The organism is Ramlibacter sp. G4-7 (genome assembly GCF_057784995.1).
Map to the genome: position 1 here is coordinate 176026 of NZ_JBYNTT010000009.1, position 18469 is coordinate 194494.

An 18469-nucleotide genomic window follows, 5' to 3' on the forward strand; every position below is an offset into this window, starting at 1 on the left:
GGCGAGCCATGTCCTGGTTGCCTGACTATGCGGAGCTGCACTGCCTCTCCAACTTCTCCTTCCAGCGCGGTGCCTCGCACCCGCAGGAGCTGGTGCAGCGCGCCCACGAGCTCGGATATACCGCCCTGGCCATCACCGACGAATGTTCCGTCGCCGGCGTGGTGCGCGCCTACGCAGAAGCGAAGAAGCTGAACCTCAAGCTGCTGCTGGGCGCCGAGTTCGCGCTGGACGGCTTCCGCCTCGTGGTGCTCGCGCGCGACGGCATCGGATGGGGCAATCTGTGCGAGTTCATCACCGCAGCCCGGCGGGTGGCGGACAAGGGCAGCTATGTCTGCACGCGCGAGGCCAGCGATTTTTCCATGCTCGCCGGGTGCGAGGTGCTTCTGTCTCCAGCCCGTGGCTTGCCGCTGCACGATCTGTGCGAACGGCTGGACTGGTCGCGGCGCTTCTTCGACGGCCACCTCTGGCTGGCGGCGGAACTGCTGCTGGATGGATCCGACGACCTGTGGCTGCAGGACCTGCAACGTGCCGGCGAGGCGAGCGGCGTTGCGCTCGTGGCCGCTGGAGACGTGCACATGCACGCGCGGTCGCGCAAGCCGCTGCAGGACGTGATGACGGCCGTGCGCCTGGGCAAGCCGGTGGCCGCCTGCGGCTTCGAGCTGCAGGCGAACGCGGAGCGGCACCTGCGCCACCGCATGCGCCTGGCCTCCCTCTATCCGCCCGACATGCTGGAACGCACCCTGGAAGTGGCCGACCGCTGCAGCTTCAGCCTGGAGGAGATCAAGTACCAGTACCCGCTGGAGGCAGTCCCGGCGGGACTGACGCCGCGCCAGGCCTTGCGCCGCTTCACCATCGAAGGTGCGCGGCAGAGGTATCCCGCAGGCGTGCCCTGGCGCGTCCGGCGCCAGCTCGTGCGTGAGCTGGACCTCATCTCCGACTGCGCCTACGAGATGTTCTTCCTGACGGTGAACGACATCGTGCGTTTTGCGCGTTCGCAGAAGATCCTGTGCCAGGGCCGGGGCTCGGCCGCCAATTCCGCCGTGTGCTACTGCCTGGGGATCACCGCCGTGGACCCCGCGCGGTCGGACCTGCTGTTCGAGCGCTTCATCAGCCGCGAGCGCAAGGAGCCACCGGACATCGACGTGGACTTCGAGCACGAACGGCGCGAGGAGGTGATCCAGTACATCTACCGCAAGTACGGGCGGGACCGTTCGGCCATCGCAGCGGTGGTGGCGAGCTACCGCACGCGTTCGGCGATCCGCGACGTCGGCAAGTCGCTGGACATCCCAGAGGTGCTGGTCGATGCCTTCGCCAAGGACCATTTCTGGTTCGACGAGCGCGGGGTGCGGGTGCAGAAAATCGGCGAATTGGCCGCGTCTCTGCAGGTCGAGGTGGCGCAGAAGTCGGTCTCCTTGTGGATGGAGCTGAGCGAGGAGCTCATGGGCTTTCCGCGCCATCTTTCGCAGCACGTGGGCGGCTTCGTGCTCACGCAGGGCAAGCTCACGCGGCTGGTGCCCGTGGAGAACGCGGCGATGAAGGACCGCTCGGTGATCCAGTGGGACAAGGACGACCTGGAGGAGATGGGGCTGATGAAGGTGGACGTGCTGGCGCTGGGCATGCTCACGGCGATCCGGCGCTGCCTGGACCTGGTCAGCATCCGGCGCGGCACGCCGTTCGGGCTGGGCGACATTCCCGACAAGGACCAGCCCACCTACGACATGATCTGCAAGGCGGACACCGTCGGCGTGTTCCAGATCGAGAGCCGGGCCCAGATGTCCATGCTGCCGCGGCTCAAGCCCCAGGTCTTCTACGACCTGGTCATCGAGGTGGCGATCGTGCGTCCGGGGCCGATCCAGGGCGGAATGATCCATCCCTACCTGAAGTCGCGCGAGCGGCTGCGCCGTGGCGAATCCATCGCGTACGAGAGCGAGGAGCTCAAGCCCGCGCTGGAGCGCACTCTGGGCATCCCGATCTTCCAGGAGCAGGTGATGCAGATCTCCATGATCGCCGCCGGTTTCTCCGCCGACGAGGCCGACCAGTTGCGCCGCTCGATGGCCGCGTGGAAGCGGCATGGCGGCGTGCACAAGTTCCAGGACCGCCTGATCGACGGCATGCTGGCCAAGGGCTACCGCCGCGCCTTCGCGGAAAGCATCTTCAAGCAGATCCTCGGCTTCGGCGAATACGGCTTTCCCGAGAGCCACGCCTACAGCTTCGCCTTGCTTGCCTACGACTCCAGTTGGCTGAAATGCCACGAGCCCGAGGCCTTCCTCGCCGCGATGCTCAATTCGCAACCCATGGGCTTCTATGCGCCGGCGCAGTTGATCCAGGATGCGCAGCGTCATGGCGTGGAGGTCTTGCCGCCGGATGTTTCGCATTCGGACTGGGACTCCAAATTGGGGTCAGATTCCAATTTCCCTCCCCCGCATTTCCTCCCGGCGCCAACCCGGGATCCATCCGCCGGTGAATCGCAGGCCGAATGCATTGCGGATCCATCCCGCAGTGACGTGAGCCAACTGGAATCCGACCCCCATCGGAGACCCCCTGTCCGCCTCGGTCTTCGAATGGTCGGCTCGCTCTCCGAAGCCGCAGGACGTCGCATCGTGCAAGCGCGCGAGCAGGGCCCGTTCGAATCCGTCGAAGACCTCTCACTGCGCGCGCAGCTCGACGTGCAGGACCTCAACGCACTCGCCGCAGCGGACGCGCTGCAATCGCTTGCGGGCCACAGGCGCCAGCAGGTCTGGGAGGCCGCGGCGCAGAGGAGGGCTCCAGCGCTGCTGCAGTCCGCCCCCGTGAACGAGCAGCAGCTGCTGCTCGAACCTTCGCGCGAAGGCGAGGAGATCTACTTCGATTACTCCTCCATGGGCTTCACGCTGCGCCGCCATCCCGTGGCCTTGCTGCGCGGACGGCTTGCGCGCATGAAACTCAAGAGCGCGCAGGAACTGCACGACCTGCCGCACAACCGCCGCGTGGGCGCCTGCGGCATCGTGACGGTGCGGCAGCAGCCCCAGACGGCCAACGGCACCATCTTCGTGACGATCGAGGACGAGACCGGGCCGGTGAACGTGATCGTGTGGAAGCACGTGCGCGAGCGCCAGCGCGATGCCTTGCTGCACTCCCGCCTGATGGCCGTGCGCGGCATCTGGCAGCGCGACGTGGACAGCGGCGGGCAGGTGCGGCACCTGATCGCCGAGCAGCTGGAGGACCTCACTCCCTTGCTGGGCCGCCTGGGACGCCGCAGCGACTCGCGCGATTTCCACTGATCCCCTACAGTGGCACGCTTCGTGATTGCAGTGCCGCCATGAACCCAACGTCTTTCTTCCGCCTGCCGCTGTTCCTCGCCGCAGCCTCCTTGCTTTGCGCCTGCGCGACCCCCGCCAACCGCGCCGCCTCCAGCTGCCCGGTCGCCGCCAACGTGCCCAACGCGCTCTACGTCGGCCCCTATCTCGGCGTCGAGAACGCGCTCAAGCCCGAGGACTTCGCCCGCGACTTCGCCTGCAGCGACGCCGTGCAGGCGCGCCTCTTCCCCAGGGGCTACGTCACGATCTTCGGCAGCTCGCGCATTTCCGAGAACAACGCTGCCTGCGAAGCAGGCGCCGCCGGCTGCGACCCGCAGCTGAAGCCGCAGAACGACGCGATCTACGCCGCGGTGCGCAGCTTCGCGCGCCAATGGAGCGCCCGCTACGGCCGCACCGTGCCCGTGATGACGGGCGCCGGCCCCGGCCTCATGGAAGCGGCGAACCGCGGGGCGAAGGACGCCGCCGCGCCCAGCATTGGCTACACCACCTATTACGACCGGGCTGCCACCGCCACCGCCCAGCGTCCTTACGGCGGCGACGCGAGCAAGGCCCTGAACCCGCACGTCACCCACGGCCTGGTCTTCTCCAGCGTCGTGGCGCGCGAGGCGGCCATGATCAAGCACTCCGCCGCGATGGTCCTCACGCCGGGAGGCACGGGCACCGAATGGGAGATCTACCAGATCGTCGAGACGCTCAAGAGCCGCCAGGTGCTGCCGGTGCCCGTGTACTTCTTCGGCGACCGCGCCACCTACTGGAAGGCGCTGGACGCGCGCCTGGACGACCTGGTGCGCCGCGGCACGGTCCGCCGCGACGAGCTCGCCTTCCTGAAGTTCGCCGCCTCACCCGAGGGCCTCGTGGCCGCGCTGCGCGCCGACCTGAAGCTGGACTGAGCCTGTCTTACTGCTGCACCGCGTTGTGCGGCAGGTGCAGCAGCAGGCGGATCAACTCGGGCTGGCGGTTGGTGTCGGTCTTCTGGTAGATCGAGCGCAGCTGCTTGCGCACGGTATCGAGCTGCGTGCCCTGCGCCTGCGCGATCTCCTTGAGCGACAGGCCTTCGGCCAGCAGCGTCGCGATGCGGCATTCCGCCGGCGACAGGCCGAACACCGCGTACAGCAGGCTCGCGTCGATCGGCGGCGCCGACTCGGGGTGGTAGAACAGCAGCATCACCACCGGCCGCAGCCCGAACGTGCCCATCTCCCGCTGCGGCGACAGCACGGTGAAGAAGGCGTAGACCGACTCGTTGCGTCCGTCGCTGATCCGCACGGAGCGGAACTGGCTGGCGCCGACCGGGTCGGGCAGGGGCTGGCCCGACTTCATCGATTGTTCGAGCTCGACGCAGCGCTGCAGCACGTCCTTCATCGCCGCCGGCGGCAACTCCAGCCGGCCGTCCTCCACCTGCACCAGCCGCGTGGACCGCAGGAGCTCCTGCGCGGCATGGTTCGTGTGCATCACCTCGCCGCCGGGCGTCATCAGCACGACCGGCTGGCGCAGCTTGTCCACCAGCAGGTGGCCCACCAGGGCCTGCGAGGAATAGACGAAGTTCTGCAGCCCCATGCGGCACGCGCGCCGCATGTGCGGCAGCAGCCGGTCGATGAACGCCAGGGTGTGCGGCTGCACCGGCCCTTCCGCCTCGCCGCTGAGGAAGGAGATCAGCACCGTCGCTTCCGGCACGTCCACGAGCGTGACCATGCTGTTGTAGCGGCGGTCGTAGGGCAGCAGGAAGTCCTGGTAGATCGGGTGCGTCTCCACCACCTCCGGCGGCAGCATCTGCGGGAAGTGCAGCCACTCGCCCACTTCCAGCTGCGCGAGCATGGGCACGCGCGGGTCGATCAGCCGGTAGTGGTGCATGTACGCCAGCTCGCCCTCGACGGGCATGTTGGCGCCGTCGCTGTACGACAGGGTGCCGTGCTGCTTGTCGAAGCCCAGCATGTGGACCGAGCGCACGCCCAGCTCCTGCTGCAGTTGCCCGTAGAGATCGCGCCAGCGCGCGGGATGTTCGGCGGCGTCGTAGATCATCTCCACGAAACGCTCGTACGCCTGCTCGGAAAGGTCCATTGCCCCTGGTTCCTCGTCTGCTGCACGCGCGATGGCCGCGCTTCTCCCGACTCGGCCCCGAGCATATTCGAACAAATGCGAAGCGGCACATCCTCCCGACGGTGGACTGTCGCGTCGACGCGAACCCCTCGCTGCAGGGGGGGCGGCCGTAAGTAGGAAGTGTGCTAGCTTGGAACGGCGGCGCGGCTGCCCGGCAACTGCGGCAGCGTGAGTTCGCCGCTCGACTCGAAGCGGGAGCTGCCGATGCGTCCACGCAGGTGGTAGTCCACGCGCGGGCGCTCTCCGCCGCCCATGAACAGGCCGATGGCGATGCGCGCGAGGTTCACGGCCGACGCGGACACCGGCACCGACAGCAGGACCTCGCCGAAGGGCGGCACCGTGCCGGAGAGGTCGGCCACGCCGCTCGCGAAGGTGCTTCCGCGCACCTGCAGGTCCAGCGCGACGCCGCGGTAGTCGTGCGGCGTGTCGTTGGGGTTCTGCACGCGCATGACGCACAGGAAGCGCAGTTCCATGCCCTCGCCGTCCATGGGTTCGAGGTCGGCGACCTGCACCTTGAGCGGCTCGCGGCCGGGCATGGCGGCGCAACCGGCCAGCAGGAAGAGGGCGGCGCCGCCCTGAAGCGCGAGGCGGCGGCGCATCACGCGGCCCTCCGCAGCTCGCCGCAATAGAGCAGCCCGCCGCCGTCGGCCGGTGCCGAGTGCAGCGCGAGCGCATAGCGCCCGCCGGCCAGTTCCGCGATCGGCAAGGGCACCTTGTGCGACAGCGTGAACGCCCCGCGCCTGCCCTGCGCCAGCTCGCCGCGGGTGCTGCGCACCAGGACGTTGTCGTTCAGCGAAAAGGCGGGCTGCTGCGGCAAGGCGGCGCATTGCCCTTCATAGAGGTAGGTGTAGACGTGCAGCGGCGCCGTGGGCTGGTGCCCGGCGGCGGTGAAGAACAGCTCGATGCGCGTGCCTTCGGCCGTCGGCAGGAGCGTGGCGCGCGCCAGGCTGCCGGCGTTGGTGGGTGAGGGTGCCAGCGCAACCACGTCGGCCTGCTGCGGGGCGGCGCACGCGGCCAGCGACAGCAAGGCGGCGAGGGTGGACAGGCGTCTCGTGGCCATGGTTGACCTCCTCGGGGCTGGGGCCCGGAACCCCAGCATACGCGCTCGCGCCCCGGCTCACCATTTGTTGTCACGGCGCGCCCCGATGCATGGCTTGGCCCTGGTCCTTCCGCGTGGCGCTGGCCGCGGCAGGCGCACCTCAGTTGAGGTCCTCGTCCTTGTAGTACCTGGTTCCCTTGGCGGTGAGCTCCAGCGCGAGGCTGTCGCCGCTCACCTGGTACAGCCACACGCCGGGCGAGACGCTGACGGCACCCTGGTAGGCGGCGCCCTTGTCGCCGGCCTTGGCCGAGGCCGTGGCCTGCCCGCCGATCTCCCAGCCGGAATTCACGAACTTGTCCAGACCCTGCGGCGTCTCGAAGACCCACACGAGGCTGAACTTCTTGACGCCGAAGCCCACGCCGGCCTGCAACTCGGCCATCTTCATGTAGGTGACGGCGCGCGTCTTGTTGTTCACGGCCACGCCCTTGCCCGTTCCGCTGCCGGCGACGAGCACCTTCATGCCGAAATTGCTGAAGGCCGCATAGCCCGCGGCGGACTCGACGGCTTTGCGCGCTTCGGGCTGCGCCTTGTAGACGGCCGCCAGCGCCTGGTCGGCGGCCTTGCGGACCTCGGCCCGCTCCTTGGCGACGTCCTTGGCGACGTCCTTGGCGACGTCCTTGGCGGCCCAGGCGGCCATCGGCGCCGCCGCGGCCAGGATCAGGGTACGACGGTGCATGCAGCGTCCTCTCGCGCCGCCGGGGCGCCTGTGCGGGCCAATCTAGGCGACCGGCGCGCGAGAGGAGTTGATGCAGGTCAATCCGGGCCGGGCCGGGTGCGGGGCCGCCCGGCGGACGGCCTTACTTGCCGCGGCCCGCGATCGCCTTTTCCGCGGTGTTCACCAGGTCGGCGCCGATGGTGTTCTTCCACTTCGCGTAGACGGGGCGCGTCGCCTTGACGAACTCTTCGCGCTCCGCGGCGCTCAGGTTCACCACCGTCGCCCCGTTCGCCGCGGCTTCCTTCATCAGCGGCTTGTCGGCCTCGACCAGGCCCTTGCGCGCCAGCACGATGCCCTGCTTGCCCGCGTCGACGGCTGCCTGGCGCACGATCTCGCGGTCGGCCGGGGTCCAGGAGTTCCAAACGTCCTTGTTGACCACGTAGATCAGCGGGTCGGCCATGTAGCCCCAGGTGGTGATGTACTTCTGGCCCACCGTGTGCATCTTCAGCATGGTGTACAGGTACATCGGGTTCTCCTGCCCGTCCACCGCGCCGCTGGCCAGCGCCGGCTGCGCGTCGGCCCAGCTCATCTGCGTGGGGTTGGCGCCGAGGGCGGTGAAGGTGTCGGAGAACAGGGGCGAGCCGACCACGCGGATCTTCATGCCCTTCAGGTCGGCCGGCGTGCGGATGGCCTTCTTGCTGTTGGTCAGCTCGCGGAAGCCGTTCTCGGACCAGGCCAGCGGCACCGCACCGGCCTTGTCCACCGCGGCGAAGACCTTCTTGCCCACCTCGCCCTGCGTCAGCGCATCGAGGCCGGCGTAGTCGGGCGTGAGGAAGGGCAGCGAGAACAGATTCAGTTCCTTGATCTGCGGCGACCAGTTGATCGTGGAGCCCACGGCCATGTCGATCACGCCCTGGCGCAGCGCGCTGAACTCGCGCGTCTGGTCGCCCTGGATCAGCGAGACGCCGGGGTACAGCTTGATGTTGATGCGGCCCTGGGTGCGCTCCTTGACCAGGTCGGCCCAGATCTTGCCGGACATGCCCCAGGGCGTGGGCGGGCCCAGCACCAGCGACATCTTGTATTCGGCCTTGTAGTTGCCCTGCGCGATGGCGCCTTGCGTGAACGCGAGGGCCGTTGCGGCCATGGCCAGCCCCAGCAGGGTGCGGCGGAACTTCATCGAAACGTCTCCTTCAGAAAAAACCAGATCAATACCCCAGCACGCGCGGCAACCACGTCGCCAGCGGCGGGAACGCGATGACCATGACCATGACCAATGCCATGGACGCCAGCATCCACCCGACCCACCGCACCGTGCTCTCCATCGGCACGCCGGCGATGCGGCAGGACACCATCAGGTTCACCGCCAGCGGCGGCGTGAACTGCCCCAGCGCCACCTTCAGCGTGAGGATCACGCCGAACCACACCGGGTCCCAGTGGTAGTACTGCACGATGGGCAGCAGCAGCGGCACGAAGATCAGGAAGATCGACACGCCGTCCAGGAACATGCCCACGGTCACCAGCATCACGATCAGCAACGCCAGCACGCCGTATTCGCCCAGGCCCGAATTCACGATCGCCCGGGTGATCGGGTCGATCACGCCCAGTGTGGACAGCGAGTAGGCGAAGATGCCCGCGAGCGACACCACCAGCAGGATCACGGCCGAGAGCTCGCCCGATTCGCGCAGGATGGGAAACAAGTCGCGGACCCGGATCGTGCGGTGGATCACCATGCCCACGAACAGCCCGTAGAACACCGCCACCACCGCGGCCTCGGTGGGCGTGAACCAGCCCGCGCGCATGCCGCCCAGGATCAGCACCGGCGCCACCAGGCCCCAGGTGGCGTCGCGCAGGCTGCGCCAGAAGGGCGGCCGCGGCAGCGTGGCCTCGGCCTCGCCCATCTTGTGCCGGCGCGCCATCCACACGGCCGGCACCATCAGCGCCAGGCCGGCCAGCACGCCGGGGATCATGCCCGCCGCGAACAACGCCGGCACCGACGCGCCCGGCACCAGCACCGAGTACACGATGAAGGCCACCGAGGGCGGGATCAGGATGTCGGTGGCGGCCGCCGCGCCGACCACGCTGGCCGAATAGGACTTCGGGTAGCCGGCACGCGTCATCGCGGCGATCATCACGGCGCCCACCGCAGCGGCGTTGGCAGGACCCGAGCCCGAGATGCCGCCCAGGAACATCGCCACGCCGATCGCCACCAGCGGCAGCATGCCGGGTCCGCGGCCGACGATCGCGATGGCGAAGTTCACCAGCCGCAGCGCCACGCCGGAGCGGTCGAAGATCGAGCCGACCAGCACGAACATCGGGATGGCGAGCAGCGGGTACTTGCCCAGGCCCGCGTAGAAGTTCTGCGGCACGGCGAGCAGCCCGAACCACTGCGTGCCTGCATTGGCCAGCGCGATGCAGGCGGCGCCCGCCAGGCCCAAGGCGGCGCCGATCGGCACGCCCAGGAACAGCATGGCCAGGAAGGCCACGAACAGCAGCGTCGCGATCATGGCTGGCGACCGCGGCGGAAGAACAGCCCCAGGGCGCGGCCGGCGATGGCCACCGACAGCACCGGCAGCCACACCGTGTACCACCACTGCGGCACGCCGATGCCCGGCGAGGTCTCGCCGAAGCGGATGTCGTCGTACAGGGTGCGCATGGACAGCACGGCCATCAGCGCGAACAGCAGGAACACCATCAAGGCGCCGAAGCGCGCCAGCGCCCGCTGCCGCGCGGGCGAGCCGCTGTCGGCGAAGAACTCGATGCGGATGTTGGCGTTGCGCGCCACCGCCGCCGAGCCCGCCACCATGGCCAGCACGATCATCAGGAACACGGAGAACTCCTCGGTCCAGGCGAAGGACTGGTCCGTGAAGTAGCGCGCGAGGACGTTGGCGAAGGTGATGAGCGCCAGCAGCCCCATCACGATCACGGTGAGCCAGTCTTCGATGGCAAGGGGCACGCGGGTGGCCTCGTCGGGCTCGCCCGGCTCCGGCAGCGGGTGGCCGGTTTCGGTGGGTTGGGGCATCTGGATCGGGGGACGACTGCGCAAGGGAAGGCGCGCACGCCCGCGGCAGCCGGGCCCGCCACGGTTCGCGCGCGGGCGCTCACGTGGGTCCCCGGCACTGCTTATGGTTTGGGATGGATTCTAGAGCGCGCGCACCGGCGGTCCCGTGCGCAAAACCCGCTACATCTTTCCGGTACGTCCTGCCAGCCCGTCCTCACGGCCCGCCCAGGAACTGTATGTCCCCGTACCACGCGCGGGCCGTGCCGCGCGTGTTGTCCGTGTCCGTCAGCACGCCATAGGCGGTGATGCGTCCCGGCGCTTCGTGGAAGACCTTCTCGTAGTCCTGCACGATGTTGCGGCGCAGGCTTTGCCATTCCCCTGCATGACCGGGCTGGCCGGAGACCACGATCATCTGGACGCGGCCGGTGCGCGGATTGGGGATGACAGTGCCCGGCGCGGCGGTGGTGGACCAGATGTACATCAGCGTGGCATAGGGAACCTCCTCCCCGCCGAGGTGGCTTGCGATGTCCAGGCTGACGCGGTCCTTGAGCGGCAGCCTGGCCTTGTCTCCCGCGAACAGGAACACCAGCCGCGCCGGCGCATCTTCCAGGGACGCGACGCTGTTGTCGGCGCCCGCGACCGGCTTCTCCGCCTTCCAGCGCCACGCCACGACGGGGGTGCGGGCCAGGTCGACATTGCCCTCGTGCATCAGGGCCGACGCGGAATGGTCCGCGACCGCCTGCAGCACCGTGGTGTCGCCATCGCGCACCAGCGTGTACTGCGTGCTCGCCTTGCCCTTGACGACCGGCAGGTTCTTCCAGGCAGCCGGCAAAGCCGCATCAGGCTGGGCGGAGGAAAAGACGATTCCTGGTGCTTCCTCCGGGGCGGGCAGGGCCGGCGCCGACAGGAGCAGGGCCAGGCACGCCGCGGTCCAGCCTGGCCAGCCGGCCGGCCTGCCTGCCTGCGGAGTCGAGGGAAGGTCCATCGCTGTTCCCCTTCGCTTCGTGCCCACCGGAACCGGCACGCGGACCGGGGCTGTTCCGATCCGAATCCCGTAGAATCGCCGCTGTCCCGCGGGCGTCGTTCAATGGCAGGACCTGAGCTTCCCAAGCTCAAGACGTGGGTTCGATTCCCATCGCCCGCTCCACTCCCCGAATTCCCCTGCGTTCAGTGCACCCGCGCCGCCCGCGCCGCGGCCAGCACTTCCTCCGCGTTCGGGATCCGGCCCAGCTGCTCGGGGCCGTCCGGTGCCTCGACGAAGGTCCAGCGGATGGTGCCGCCGGCATCGATCAGGAACTGCCCCACCGCCAGCGTCCCGTGCGCCGTGGCCGAATGCTGGTCGGCCGCCGTCATCTCGAAACCGTCCTTGGCGTTGAGCGTCTCCATCGCGGCAAACAAGCCGGTCGGGGCGGGCAGTTCGCCGCCGGCATCGGTGGTCACCGCCATCACCTGCGCCAGCGTGCCGGTCCTGGGCCACGCCAGCTTGCCCGGGTCGGTGTCGTCGGGCAGGACTTCGGTCTCGCCCAGGCCGAAGGCCCGGTGCGTCTCCACGCCGGGGTCGGCAGCCAGCACCACGGGCGTGGGCCGGTACTGGAAGTACTGGCGGGCGCGCTCCGCCGGCGTGTTCACCACCGCGATCACCTCCACGCCCTCCTGCGCCAGCTTCTCGCGCATGCCGGCCAGCCCCGCGATCTGCCGGCGGCAGAAGGGGCAGTGCAGCCCGCGGAACAGGGCCAGGTAGGTGCCGTTCCTGCCCCGGTAGTCGGCCAGCGACACCTCGCCGTCGCGGTTGACGGCCGGCAGCCGGAAGTCGGGCGCGGCTTCGCCCGGTTGCAGCACATGGTCGGCGTTTCGCATGTTGTTCCTCCTAGGCCAGGTAGGGCAGCACGATCAGCGCATCGGGGTCCAGCCCCGCGCGCTCGCAGGTGGTCCGGGCCAGCGCCATGTAGCGCGCGGCCGATTCGGCATCATCGCCATCCAGGTGCAGGGTCGCAAGCCCGTCGTAACATGGAAACAGGAGTTGCGGTTCGCCCGACTTCTCGGCCAGCGCCAGGGCTTCCTGGTAGTGCAGCAGGGCCCGCGCCGGGTCGCCGTGGCACTGGTGGATCTGCGCCAGCACCACCAGCGACACGGCCAGGTGGTCCAGCTGGCCGGTGCTGCGGTCGATGCGGATGGCCTCGTGCGCCGCGGCCATGCCGCGCTCGTCGCACCGGTTGGTCAGCGTGCAGTAGGCCACCGCCAGGTTGGCCGACAGGCGCGACTGCAGGCCGAGGTCGCCGATGCGCTGCGCCGTCTGCAGCCCGCGCTCGCAGGCCTCGATGGCGCGCTGCGGGTCGCCCGAGCTGTACAGGACACCCAGGTTGGCGAGCGCCCGGCATTCCGCCTGCGGCAGGCCGGCACCGCGCGCCACCGCCACGCTCTGCTCCAGGCGCGCCACCGCCTCCTCCAGCCGGTCCTGGCGGGCCAGCGCCACGCCCTGCACGTTGAGGGCCATCGCCACGGCGGCGCGGCCGCCTGCGTCCTCGCCGGTGGCTGCCGTGCGCTCGACGTGGTCCAGCGCCCGCTGCGTCCACTCCAGCGCCCCGGCGTTGTCGCCGTTGCGGAAGGCCAGCTCGCCCAGCATCTGGTACACCCAGGCCAGCTCCACCTGCGCTTCGGCGGTGTCCAGCAGTGCGAGAGCCGCCGCCAGGCAGTGGCCGGCCGCGTCGCGCTCGCCCGCTTCCCAGCGCAGCGTGGCGGTCTTGCGCAGCACGCGCGCCTGCGCCAGGCGGTCGCCGGCGCGCGCATGGCCTTCGCGCACCGCTTCCAGGTGCTGCGTCGCCTCGGCCAGGCGGCCGGCGGGAGCCAGCACGTCGGCCAGCCGTTCGCGCACGGCCAGCCCGCGCGCCTGCCCACGACCGCCGTCGCCCAGCATCTCCAGCGCGTGCGCGTAGTGCTGGATGGCGTCGGCATTGGCATAGGTGGCGCGGGCCCAGTCGCCGGCCGCCACCAGGTAGTGCACGGCGCGCTGCGGGTCCGCGCCCAGCCGGAAGTGGTGGGCCAGGGCCTGCAGCTGCTCCGATTGCCGTGGCGCCCCGCCGCCGTGGCGTTCCAGCGCCTCGCCGATGCGCAGGTGCAGCTCGGTGCGCCGGCTCACCAGCAGCGCCTGGTAGGCGACTTCCTGGAACAGCCCGTGGCGGAAGCGGAATTGCCGCTCCGCCAGCGTGGCGGCTGCACCGGGCGGCGTCGGCAGCTCGGAGAGCAGCCCGTCGTCCACCAGCGTGTCCAGGGCCGCCGCCAGCGTCGCGCCGCGCGCGCTGGCGATCTCGCGCAGCAAGGTTTCGCCGAAGGTCGGCCCGATCACCGCCGCTTCGCGCAAGGTCTGCTGGGCAGGCAGCGCCAGCCGGTCGATGCGGCCCAGCAGCAGGCCGTGGATGGTCAGCGGCACCTGCACGTCCGGCGTGCCGTCGTGCAAGCGCCAGCCGTCGTCCTGCCTTTGCAGCACGCCGGCAGCGAGCAGGGCACGCACCATCTCTTCGAGGAACAGCGGGTTGCCTCCGGCACGCGCGACGATGCGCTGGCGCAGGTCCTGCGGCAGCGTGGGGCGCGAACTGCCGAACAGGCCGTCCAGCAGCGCCGTGCTCTGCTGCGCCGACAGCGCCTGCAGCGCGATCGCGGTGTGCGTGGCGGCGCTTCCCCGCGCCAGCGCATCCAGCGCGGGCGAAGGGCGCAGGGTCACCAGCAGCATCAAGGGCCGGCCTTGCGCGCGCTCCAGCAGGTAGCGCAGCACGTCGAGCGAGGCGGCGTCGGTCCAGTGCAGGTCCTCCACCACCAGCACCAGCGGGCCTTGCTGCAAGCGGCGGTCGACCACGCCGTGCACCGCTGCGAAGATCTGGCTTTTCAGCTGCTCCGGGTCGAGGATGCGCGCCCGCGCATCGTCGGTGTCCAGGCCCAGCACATAGCCCAGGTGCTGCGCCACCAGCTGCAGCTCGTGTTCGCCCACGCCCAGCGTGGAGAGCGCCGCCAGGATCTTGCCTTGCGCTTGCGCCAGCGGCTCCTGCCCGGACAGGCCATAGGCGTCGCGCAGCCAGGCGGCGGGCACGCCGTAGGCGCGCTCGCCCAGCGACGAACAGGCGGCCGTGCGCACGGTCACGTCCGCCAGCGCATCGCGGCCCTGCAGCCGCGCCAGGAACTCCGCCAGCAGCCGGCTCTTGCCGGTGCCGGCTTCGGCCACCAGGCTGACCAGTTGCGTGCGTCCGGCGCGCATGGCGTCGAACGCGCGCTGCAGCGCCTGCAGCTCCGCGTCGCGGCCCACGAGCGGCGTCGCCAGGCCATGCGCCTGCAGGCCCCGCACGGCCTTCGTCCCCTGCAGCGCGCCGGCGACGCGGTAGGCCTGCGTCGGCTGCGCCTTGCCCTTGAGCGGCAGCGCGCCCAGCGGCTCGAAGGCGAAGGCATGTTGCGTCAGCAGCCAGGTCGCGCCGCTCACCACCGTCTCGCCGGGCCCGGCCGCGGACTGCAGCCGTGCCGCGGTGTTCACCGTATCGCCCGTCACGGAGTAGGTCGTGGGGTCGGAGACGATGTGTCCCGCCACCACCGGGCCGGTGTTGATGCCGACGTGCAGCTCCAGCGGCCGGCCGATGCGCGGCAACCAGCGCGCGCTGAGCGCGGCCACCCGCTCGTGCAGCGCCATGGCGGCATTGACGGCGCGCTCGGGGTCTTCGTCGTGCGCCACCGGCGCGCCGAACACGGCCAGTACCGCGTCGCCGACGAACTTCTCGACGAAACCATCCAGCCGCTGGATGGTGGCCGACATTTCCGCGAAGAGTTCCGTCTGCAGCGCGCGCACGATTTCGGCATCCAGCGATTCGCTCAGCGTGGTGAAGCCCGACAGGTCGGCGAACATGACGGTGACCGGCCGGCGGTCCGGCTCCATCTGCGCGGGCGGCACTGCCAGGCGCTGCCCGCACCTGGGGCAGAAAGCAAATTCCGCCGCCGCATCGAATCCGCAGGCAGGGCAGGCCACGGGCGGCGAAGTGGCGGTGCGAGCCAGGCCCGTGGCTCAGGGCTCGAAGCCACCCCCGAGCGCCAGGTGCAGGTTCACCCGCTGGATCAGCCGCTCCCCCTGCACGCGCGCCAGCGTCGAGCGCGCCGCGTGCAGTGCGAGCAACTGGTTCTGCACCCCCCGCAAGTCGCCGCTGCCCACGTCGTAGCGCGTGCGCGCATAGCCCAGCGCGGACTCGTTGGCGCGCACGGCCCGCGTGAGCACGTCGGCGCGGTTGTCCAGGTTGAAGGACTGCGACAGCGCGCCCTCCACCTCGCCGAAGGCGCGGGAGCCGATGCGGCCGTAGTCGGCGACGGCGGCCTTCTGTTCGGCGCTGCGCACGTCCACCTGTCCCTGCAGCGCGCCGGCGTTGAAGATGGGTGCGAGGATGGTCCCGCCCAGGCCCCACACCGGGTTGTCGCGCTCCTTGAGCACGAAGATGTCGCTGGTGATGGTGCTGACGCTGGCGGTGAGCGAGATGGTCGGCAGCCGCGCCGCCTTGGCCTGCTCGGTGCGGTAGAAGGCGGCGGCCACGCGGCGCTCGGCGGCGCGCACGTCGGGCCGGCGCTCCAGCAGCTCCGAAGGCAGGCCGGCGGGCACCGGTCCGGGCAGCGCCGGCAGCGTGATGCCCGGATCCACCGTCGCCGAGGGGTAGCGCCCGGCCAGGATCTCGATGGCGCGCAGCGCGTTCGTGCGCGCCACCTCCGCCTGCAACTGCACGTCGCGGTAGGCGAGGGCGCTGGCCTCCGCCTGGCTCACTTCCAGTTCGTCGGACCGGCCGATGCGCACCCGGTCGCGCGACAGGTCCACCAGCGTCTGCGCCGACTGGATCATGTCGCCGGCGATGGCCCGCTGCACCGCGGCCTCGCGCGCCATGAACCAGCTCTTGGCGACCAGCGCCGCGATGGACTCGCGCGCGGACACCGCATCGAGGGCCGTCGCCTCGTACTGCGCCCGCGCCGCCGCGCGCTGCGCGCGCACCTTGCCCCACAGGTCCAGCTCCCAGCTGGCGAACAGGCCGATGCCCGCCACGCCGCTGCCGTCGCCGCCCGCCTTGCCGCCGCCGTGGCCGGCGAGGTTGAGCTGGGGGTACAAGGCCGCTCCCGCCACACGCGCACTCGCCTCGGCCGCTTCCACGCGCGCCGCCGCGATCTGCAGGTCGGGGTTGTAGGCGACCGCTTCGGCGATCAGGCGATCGAGCTGCGCGTCCTGGAACTGCGACAGCCACCCGTTGCCCACCGGCCCGGGCAGCGTCGGCCCACCGGTCCAGCGCTCGGGGAGTTGCGTGTTCGGCAGCGCCTGCGACCGGACCTCCGTCGCGTCGGGCGGCGGCGCCAGCGCGCAGCCGGCGGCGAGGGCGGCGCAAGCGGCCGCAAGCGGCAGGCGGCGCAGGGCGGGGCGGTCCATCAGTGCAGCTTCAGGATCAGGTAGTTGATCTTGGTGTCGATGCGCAGCAGCACCTTGCGCAGGATCTGGATCGCCTCCATGCGCTGCGTGTAGATGGCCGCATTGCCGCGGGCGCCGGCGGCGAAGAAGACGTCGCGGTACTTCGGGTCCACGGTCAGCTTCACGGGGAAGCGGCCGGGCGGCGGCGGCGCCACGCCCGTCTGCGGCAGCGTGCCGCTCACGGACGACTGGCCCTGGCCCTGTGCCCAGATGATGGAGTCCACCTTGGCCTTGATGATTTCGCCGGGCAGCGTTTCCAGCACGATCTCGGCCTCGTCTCCCGCCTTCACCTGGTGCAGCTCGTTCTGGTGGTACAGGGCCACCACGGTGAACTCGTCCTCCACGAAGGTCAGCGCCGGCATGTTCGCCAGCACGGTGACCAGGGCGCCGGGGCGCAGCTGCACGTTCACCGGCGTGCCGTTCGCCGGCGCGTACACGACGGTCTGCGTGAGCTCGTAGCGCGCCTTCTCCAGCTCGGCCCGGATCTGCGCGATCTGCGCCCATTCGCCGTTGGACTTGGCCCCCATGCGCTGGCGGATCTGGCGCTCGGCCGCGAAGGCCTGTCCCTGCGCGCTGCGCGACTGCGCTTCGGCGCTGCGTGCGCTGTCGAGCGCGCTTTGCGCGTTGCGGAAGTTGGTCTCGGCCTGCTCGAGGTCGAAGCGGTTGCCGGCCCCCTTGGCCACCAGCTCGCGGTTCTGCTCGACGCGCTTGGTGGCGAGATCGAGGTCCGCCTTCGCCTGGCTCACGCGCTGGGTCGCCTGTTCGATGGCGGCCGTGCTCTGCGACACCTGGGCGGCGGCCCCGGCGAGCTGTTCCTCCAGCTCGCGGCTGCTGCCCACCGTGTTGGCCAGCTGCGCCTCCAGCGCGGCGACCTGCAGCTTGTAGGGCGTGGGGTCGACGCGGTACAGGACGTCGCCCTTGCGCAGCGGCTTGTTGCCGTCCGCAACCTCCAGGATGCGGCCGCGCTGGTCGGACGACATGTTCACCACGTACTTGATGACGCGCACGTCGTTGGAGGAGGGCGCCGCCACGTTGAGCAGCAGGATCAGCACCGTCATGCCGACGATCGGGATGGTGATGGTGATCACCTGGGAGGTCGTGTTCCAGGGCAGCCACTTGAACTTGAAGAAGATCAGCCAGACGACGAAGGCGTACAGGCCCAGGATGAGTGCGTCCATCAGCGACTCCCTCCGGCGGCCTGCACCACGCGTGGCTCAGGCACCGGCAGCACCGCGGGCGCGTTGGCGGCGGGCATCGTGTCCAGGCGGTCCGCCAGGCGGCGCAGCTCGGGGGACAGGGGACCCTTCGCCTCCATCGCGGCAAGCTCGGCGCGCAGGTGCATCAGTTGCTCGGGCGGCATCGCGCCGGCCGTGGCGAGCTCGCCGAGTTCGAGGTAGTAGTCCTCGTGCTTCTCCGTCCCGTACGCCGCGCGGTGCGCCACCGGCTTGGTGTACGCCCAGAGCCAGGCAAGGGGCCAGAGCATGCCGCCGAAGAACAGCGACAGCAGGCACAGCACGTGGATCGAGTCCTTCTGCGGGTGGTGGCGCTTCTCGGCGATCTTCTCCGGCAGGATGTGCACGATCCAGAACAGGCCGATCGCTATCACCGGCACGATGACCAGGACCACCCACGACAGCACGTCGGCCGCCGTGTCGAGGGCTTCTCCGGAGAGGAAGGACGCGCGTGCCGCCAGCGGCGTCAGCAGCGCCGCCCAGGCGAGGGCGCGTCGCAGATTCATGAGGTGCTCCGCAGTCGGGGTAATGCGTGGCGGAGGGTGCCGCACGCCTGTGCATCGAGGAATTGCCCTTTAGGCCTACGGAGACGAAACGGCAGGCTTTGCCCCTTTCCCCCATGCGCCCGC

General features: G+C 70.2%; 15 protein-coding genes and 1 tRNA gene. 3 read left to right on the forward strand and 13 right to left on the reverse strand.

Going from position 1 to position 18469, the window contains the following annotated elements:
* Positions 1 to 8 precede the first annotated feature (8 nt).
* Both AC3EGR_RS14445 and AC3EGR_RS14450 read left to right on the forward strand, forming a co-directional pair.
* On the forward strand, positions 9 to 3260 hold the full coding sequence (locus AC3EGR_RS14445) for an error-prone DNA polymerase (protein ID WP_488547187.1): 3252 nt from the start codon (positions 9 to 11) through the stop codon (positions 3258 to 3260).
* A gap of 38 nt (positions 3261 to 3298) precedes the next feature.
* The gene (locus AC3EGR_RS14450; protein ID WP_488547188.1) at positions 3299 to 4186 is read left to right on the forward strand and encodes an LOG family protein; all 888 of its coding nucleotides are present in this window, start codon (positions 3299 to 3301) and stop codon (positions 4184 to 4186) included.
* A 7-nt stretch (positions 4187 to 4193) separates the two neighbouring features.
* Here AC3EGR_RS14450 and AC3EGR_RS14455 read toward each other — a convergent pair whose 3' ends face one another.
* The 8 genes from AC3EGR_RS14455 to AC3EGR_RS14490 form a co-directional block, all read right to left on the reverse strand.
* Positions 4194 to 5351: a helix-turn-helix transcriptional regulator gene (locus tag AC3EGR_RS14455; protein ID WP_488547189.1), complete on the reverse strand. Its 1158-nt coding sequence runs from the start codon at positions 5349 to 5351 to the stop codon at positions 4194 to 4196.
* A 164-nt stretch (positions 5352 to 5515) separates the two neighbouring features.
* Entirely contained in the window at positions 5516 to 5989 is a 474-nt protein-coding gene (locus AC3EGR_RS14460) for an LEA/WHy family protein (protein WP_488547190.1), read from the reverse strand.
* Positions 5989 to 6450 carry a hypothetical protein gene (locus tag AC3EGR_RS14465; RefSeq protein ID WP_488547191.1) on the reverse strand — a complete coding sequence of 154 codons (462 nt, stop codon included), beginning with the start codon at positions 6448 to 6450 and terminating at the stop codon, positions 5989 to 5991. The genes AC3EGR_RS14460 and AC3EGR_RS14465 overlap by 1 nt, the downstream gene beginning before the upstream one ends.
* Before the next feature lie 139 nt (positions 6451 to 6589).
* A complete protein-coding gene (locus AC3EGR_RS14470; RefSeq protein ID WP_488547192.1) occupies positions 6590 to 7165 on the reverse strand; it encodes a lipid-binding SYLF domain-containing protein in 576 nt (191 codons plus the stop codon).
* A gap of 121 nt (positions 7166 to 7286) precedes the next feature.
* Positions 7287 to 8321, reverse strand: a complete 1035-nt coding sequence (gene dctP / locus AC3EGR_RS14475) for a TRAP transporter substrate-binding protein DctP (protein ID WP_488547193.1) — start codon at positions 8319 to 8321, stop codon at positions 7287 to 7289.
* A 28-nt stretch (positions 8322 to 8349) separates the two neighbouring features.
* Positions 8350 to 9648, reverse strand: a complete 1299-nt coding sequence (locus tag AC3EGR_RS14480; protein ID WP_488547194.1) for a TRAP transporter large permease — start codon at positions 9646 to 9648, stop codon at positions 8350 to 8352.
* Positions 9645 to 10163: a TRAP transporter small permease gene (locus AC3EGR_RS14485; protein ID WP_488547195.1), complete on the reverse strand. Its 519-nt coding sequence runs from the start codon at positions 10161 to 10163 to the stop codon at positions 9645 to 9647. The genes AC3EGR_RS14480 and AC3EGR_RS14485 overlap by 4 nt, the downstream gene beginning before the upstream one ends.
* Before the next feature lie 193 nt (positions 10164 to 10356).
* Positions 10357 to 11127: a DUF3047 domain-containing protein gene (locus AC3EGR_RS14490; RefSeq protein WP_488547196.1), complete on the reverse strand. Its 771-nt coding sequence runs from the start codon at positions 11125 to 11127 to the stop codon at positions 10357 to 10359.
* Positions 11128 to 11215: 88 nt separating this feature from the next.
* Here AC3EGR_RS14490 and AC3EGR_RS14495 point away from each other — a divergent pair.
* Positions 11216 to 11289, forward strand: a tRNA-Gly gene (locus tag AC3EGR_RS14495).
* A 20-nt stretch (positions 11290 to 11309) separates the two neighbouring features.
* On the opposite strand, the gene AC3EGR_RS14500 is transcribed toward AC3EGR_RS14495, so the two are convergent.
* The 5 genes from AC3EGR_RS14500 to AC3EGR_RS14520 all read right to left on the reverse strand — a co-directional run bounded on the left by AC3EGR_RS14500 (position 11310) and on the right by AC3EGR_RS14520 (position 18346).
* The gene (locus tag AC3EGR_RS14500) at positions 11310 to 11999 is read right to left on the reverse strand and encodes a redoxin domain-containing protein (protein WP_488547197.1); all 690 of its coding nucleotides are present in this window, start codon (positions 11997 to 11999) and stop codon (positions 11310 to 11312) included.
* 10 nt (positions 12000 to 12009) lie between these two features.
* Positions 12010 to 15054 (reverse strand): ATP-binding protein, encoded by a 3045-nt coding sequence (locus AC3EGR_RS14505; protein WP_488547198.1) that lies wholly within the window; start codon positions 15052 to 15054, stop codon positions 12010 to 12012.
* 126 nt (positions 15055 to 15180) lie between these two features.
* Complete coding sequence (locus AC3EGR_RS14510; RefSeq protein WP_488547199.1) at positions 15181 to 16569, reverse strand: efflux transporter outer membrane subunit; 1389 nt, start codon at positions 16567 to 16569, stop codon at positions 15181 to 15183.
* Positions 16569 to 17786, reverse strand: a complete 1218-nt coding sequence (locus AC3EGR_RS14515) for an HlyD family secretion protein (protein WP_488547200.1) — start codon at positions 17784 to 17786, stop codon at positions 16569 to 16571. Before AC3EGR_RS14515 ends, AC3EGR_RS14510 begins: the two co-directional genes overlap by 1 nt.
* Positions 17786 to 18346, reverse strand: coding sequence for a DUF3302 domain-containing protein (locus AC3EGR_RS14520; RefSeq protein ID WP_488547201.1), 561 nt, complete (start codon positions 18344 to 18346; stop codon positions 17786 to 17788). Before AC3EGR_RS14520 ends, AC3EGR_RS14515 begins: the two co-directional genes overlap by 1 nt.
* Positions 18347 to 18469: the final 123 nt, after the last annotated feature.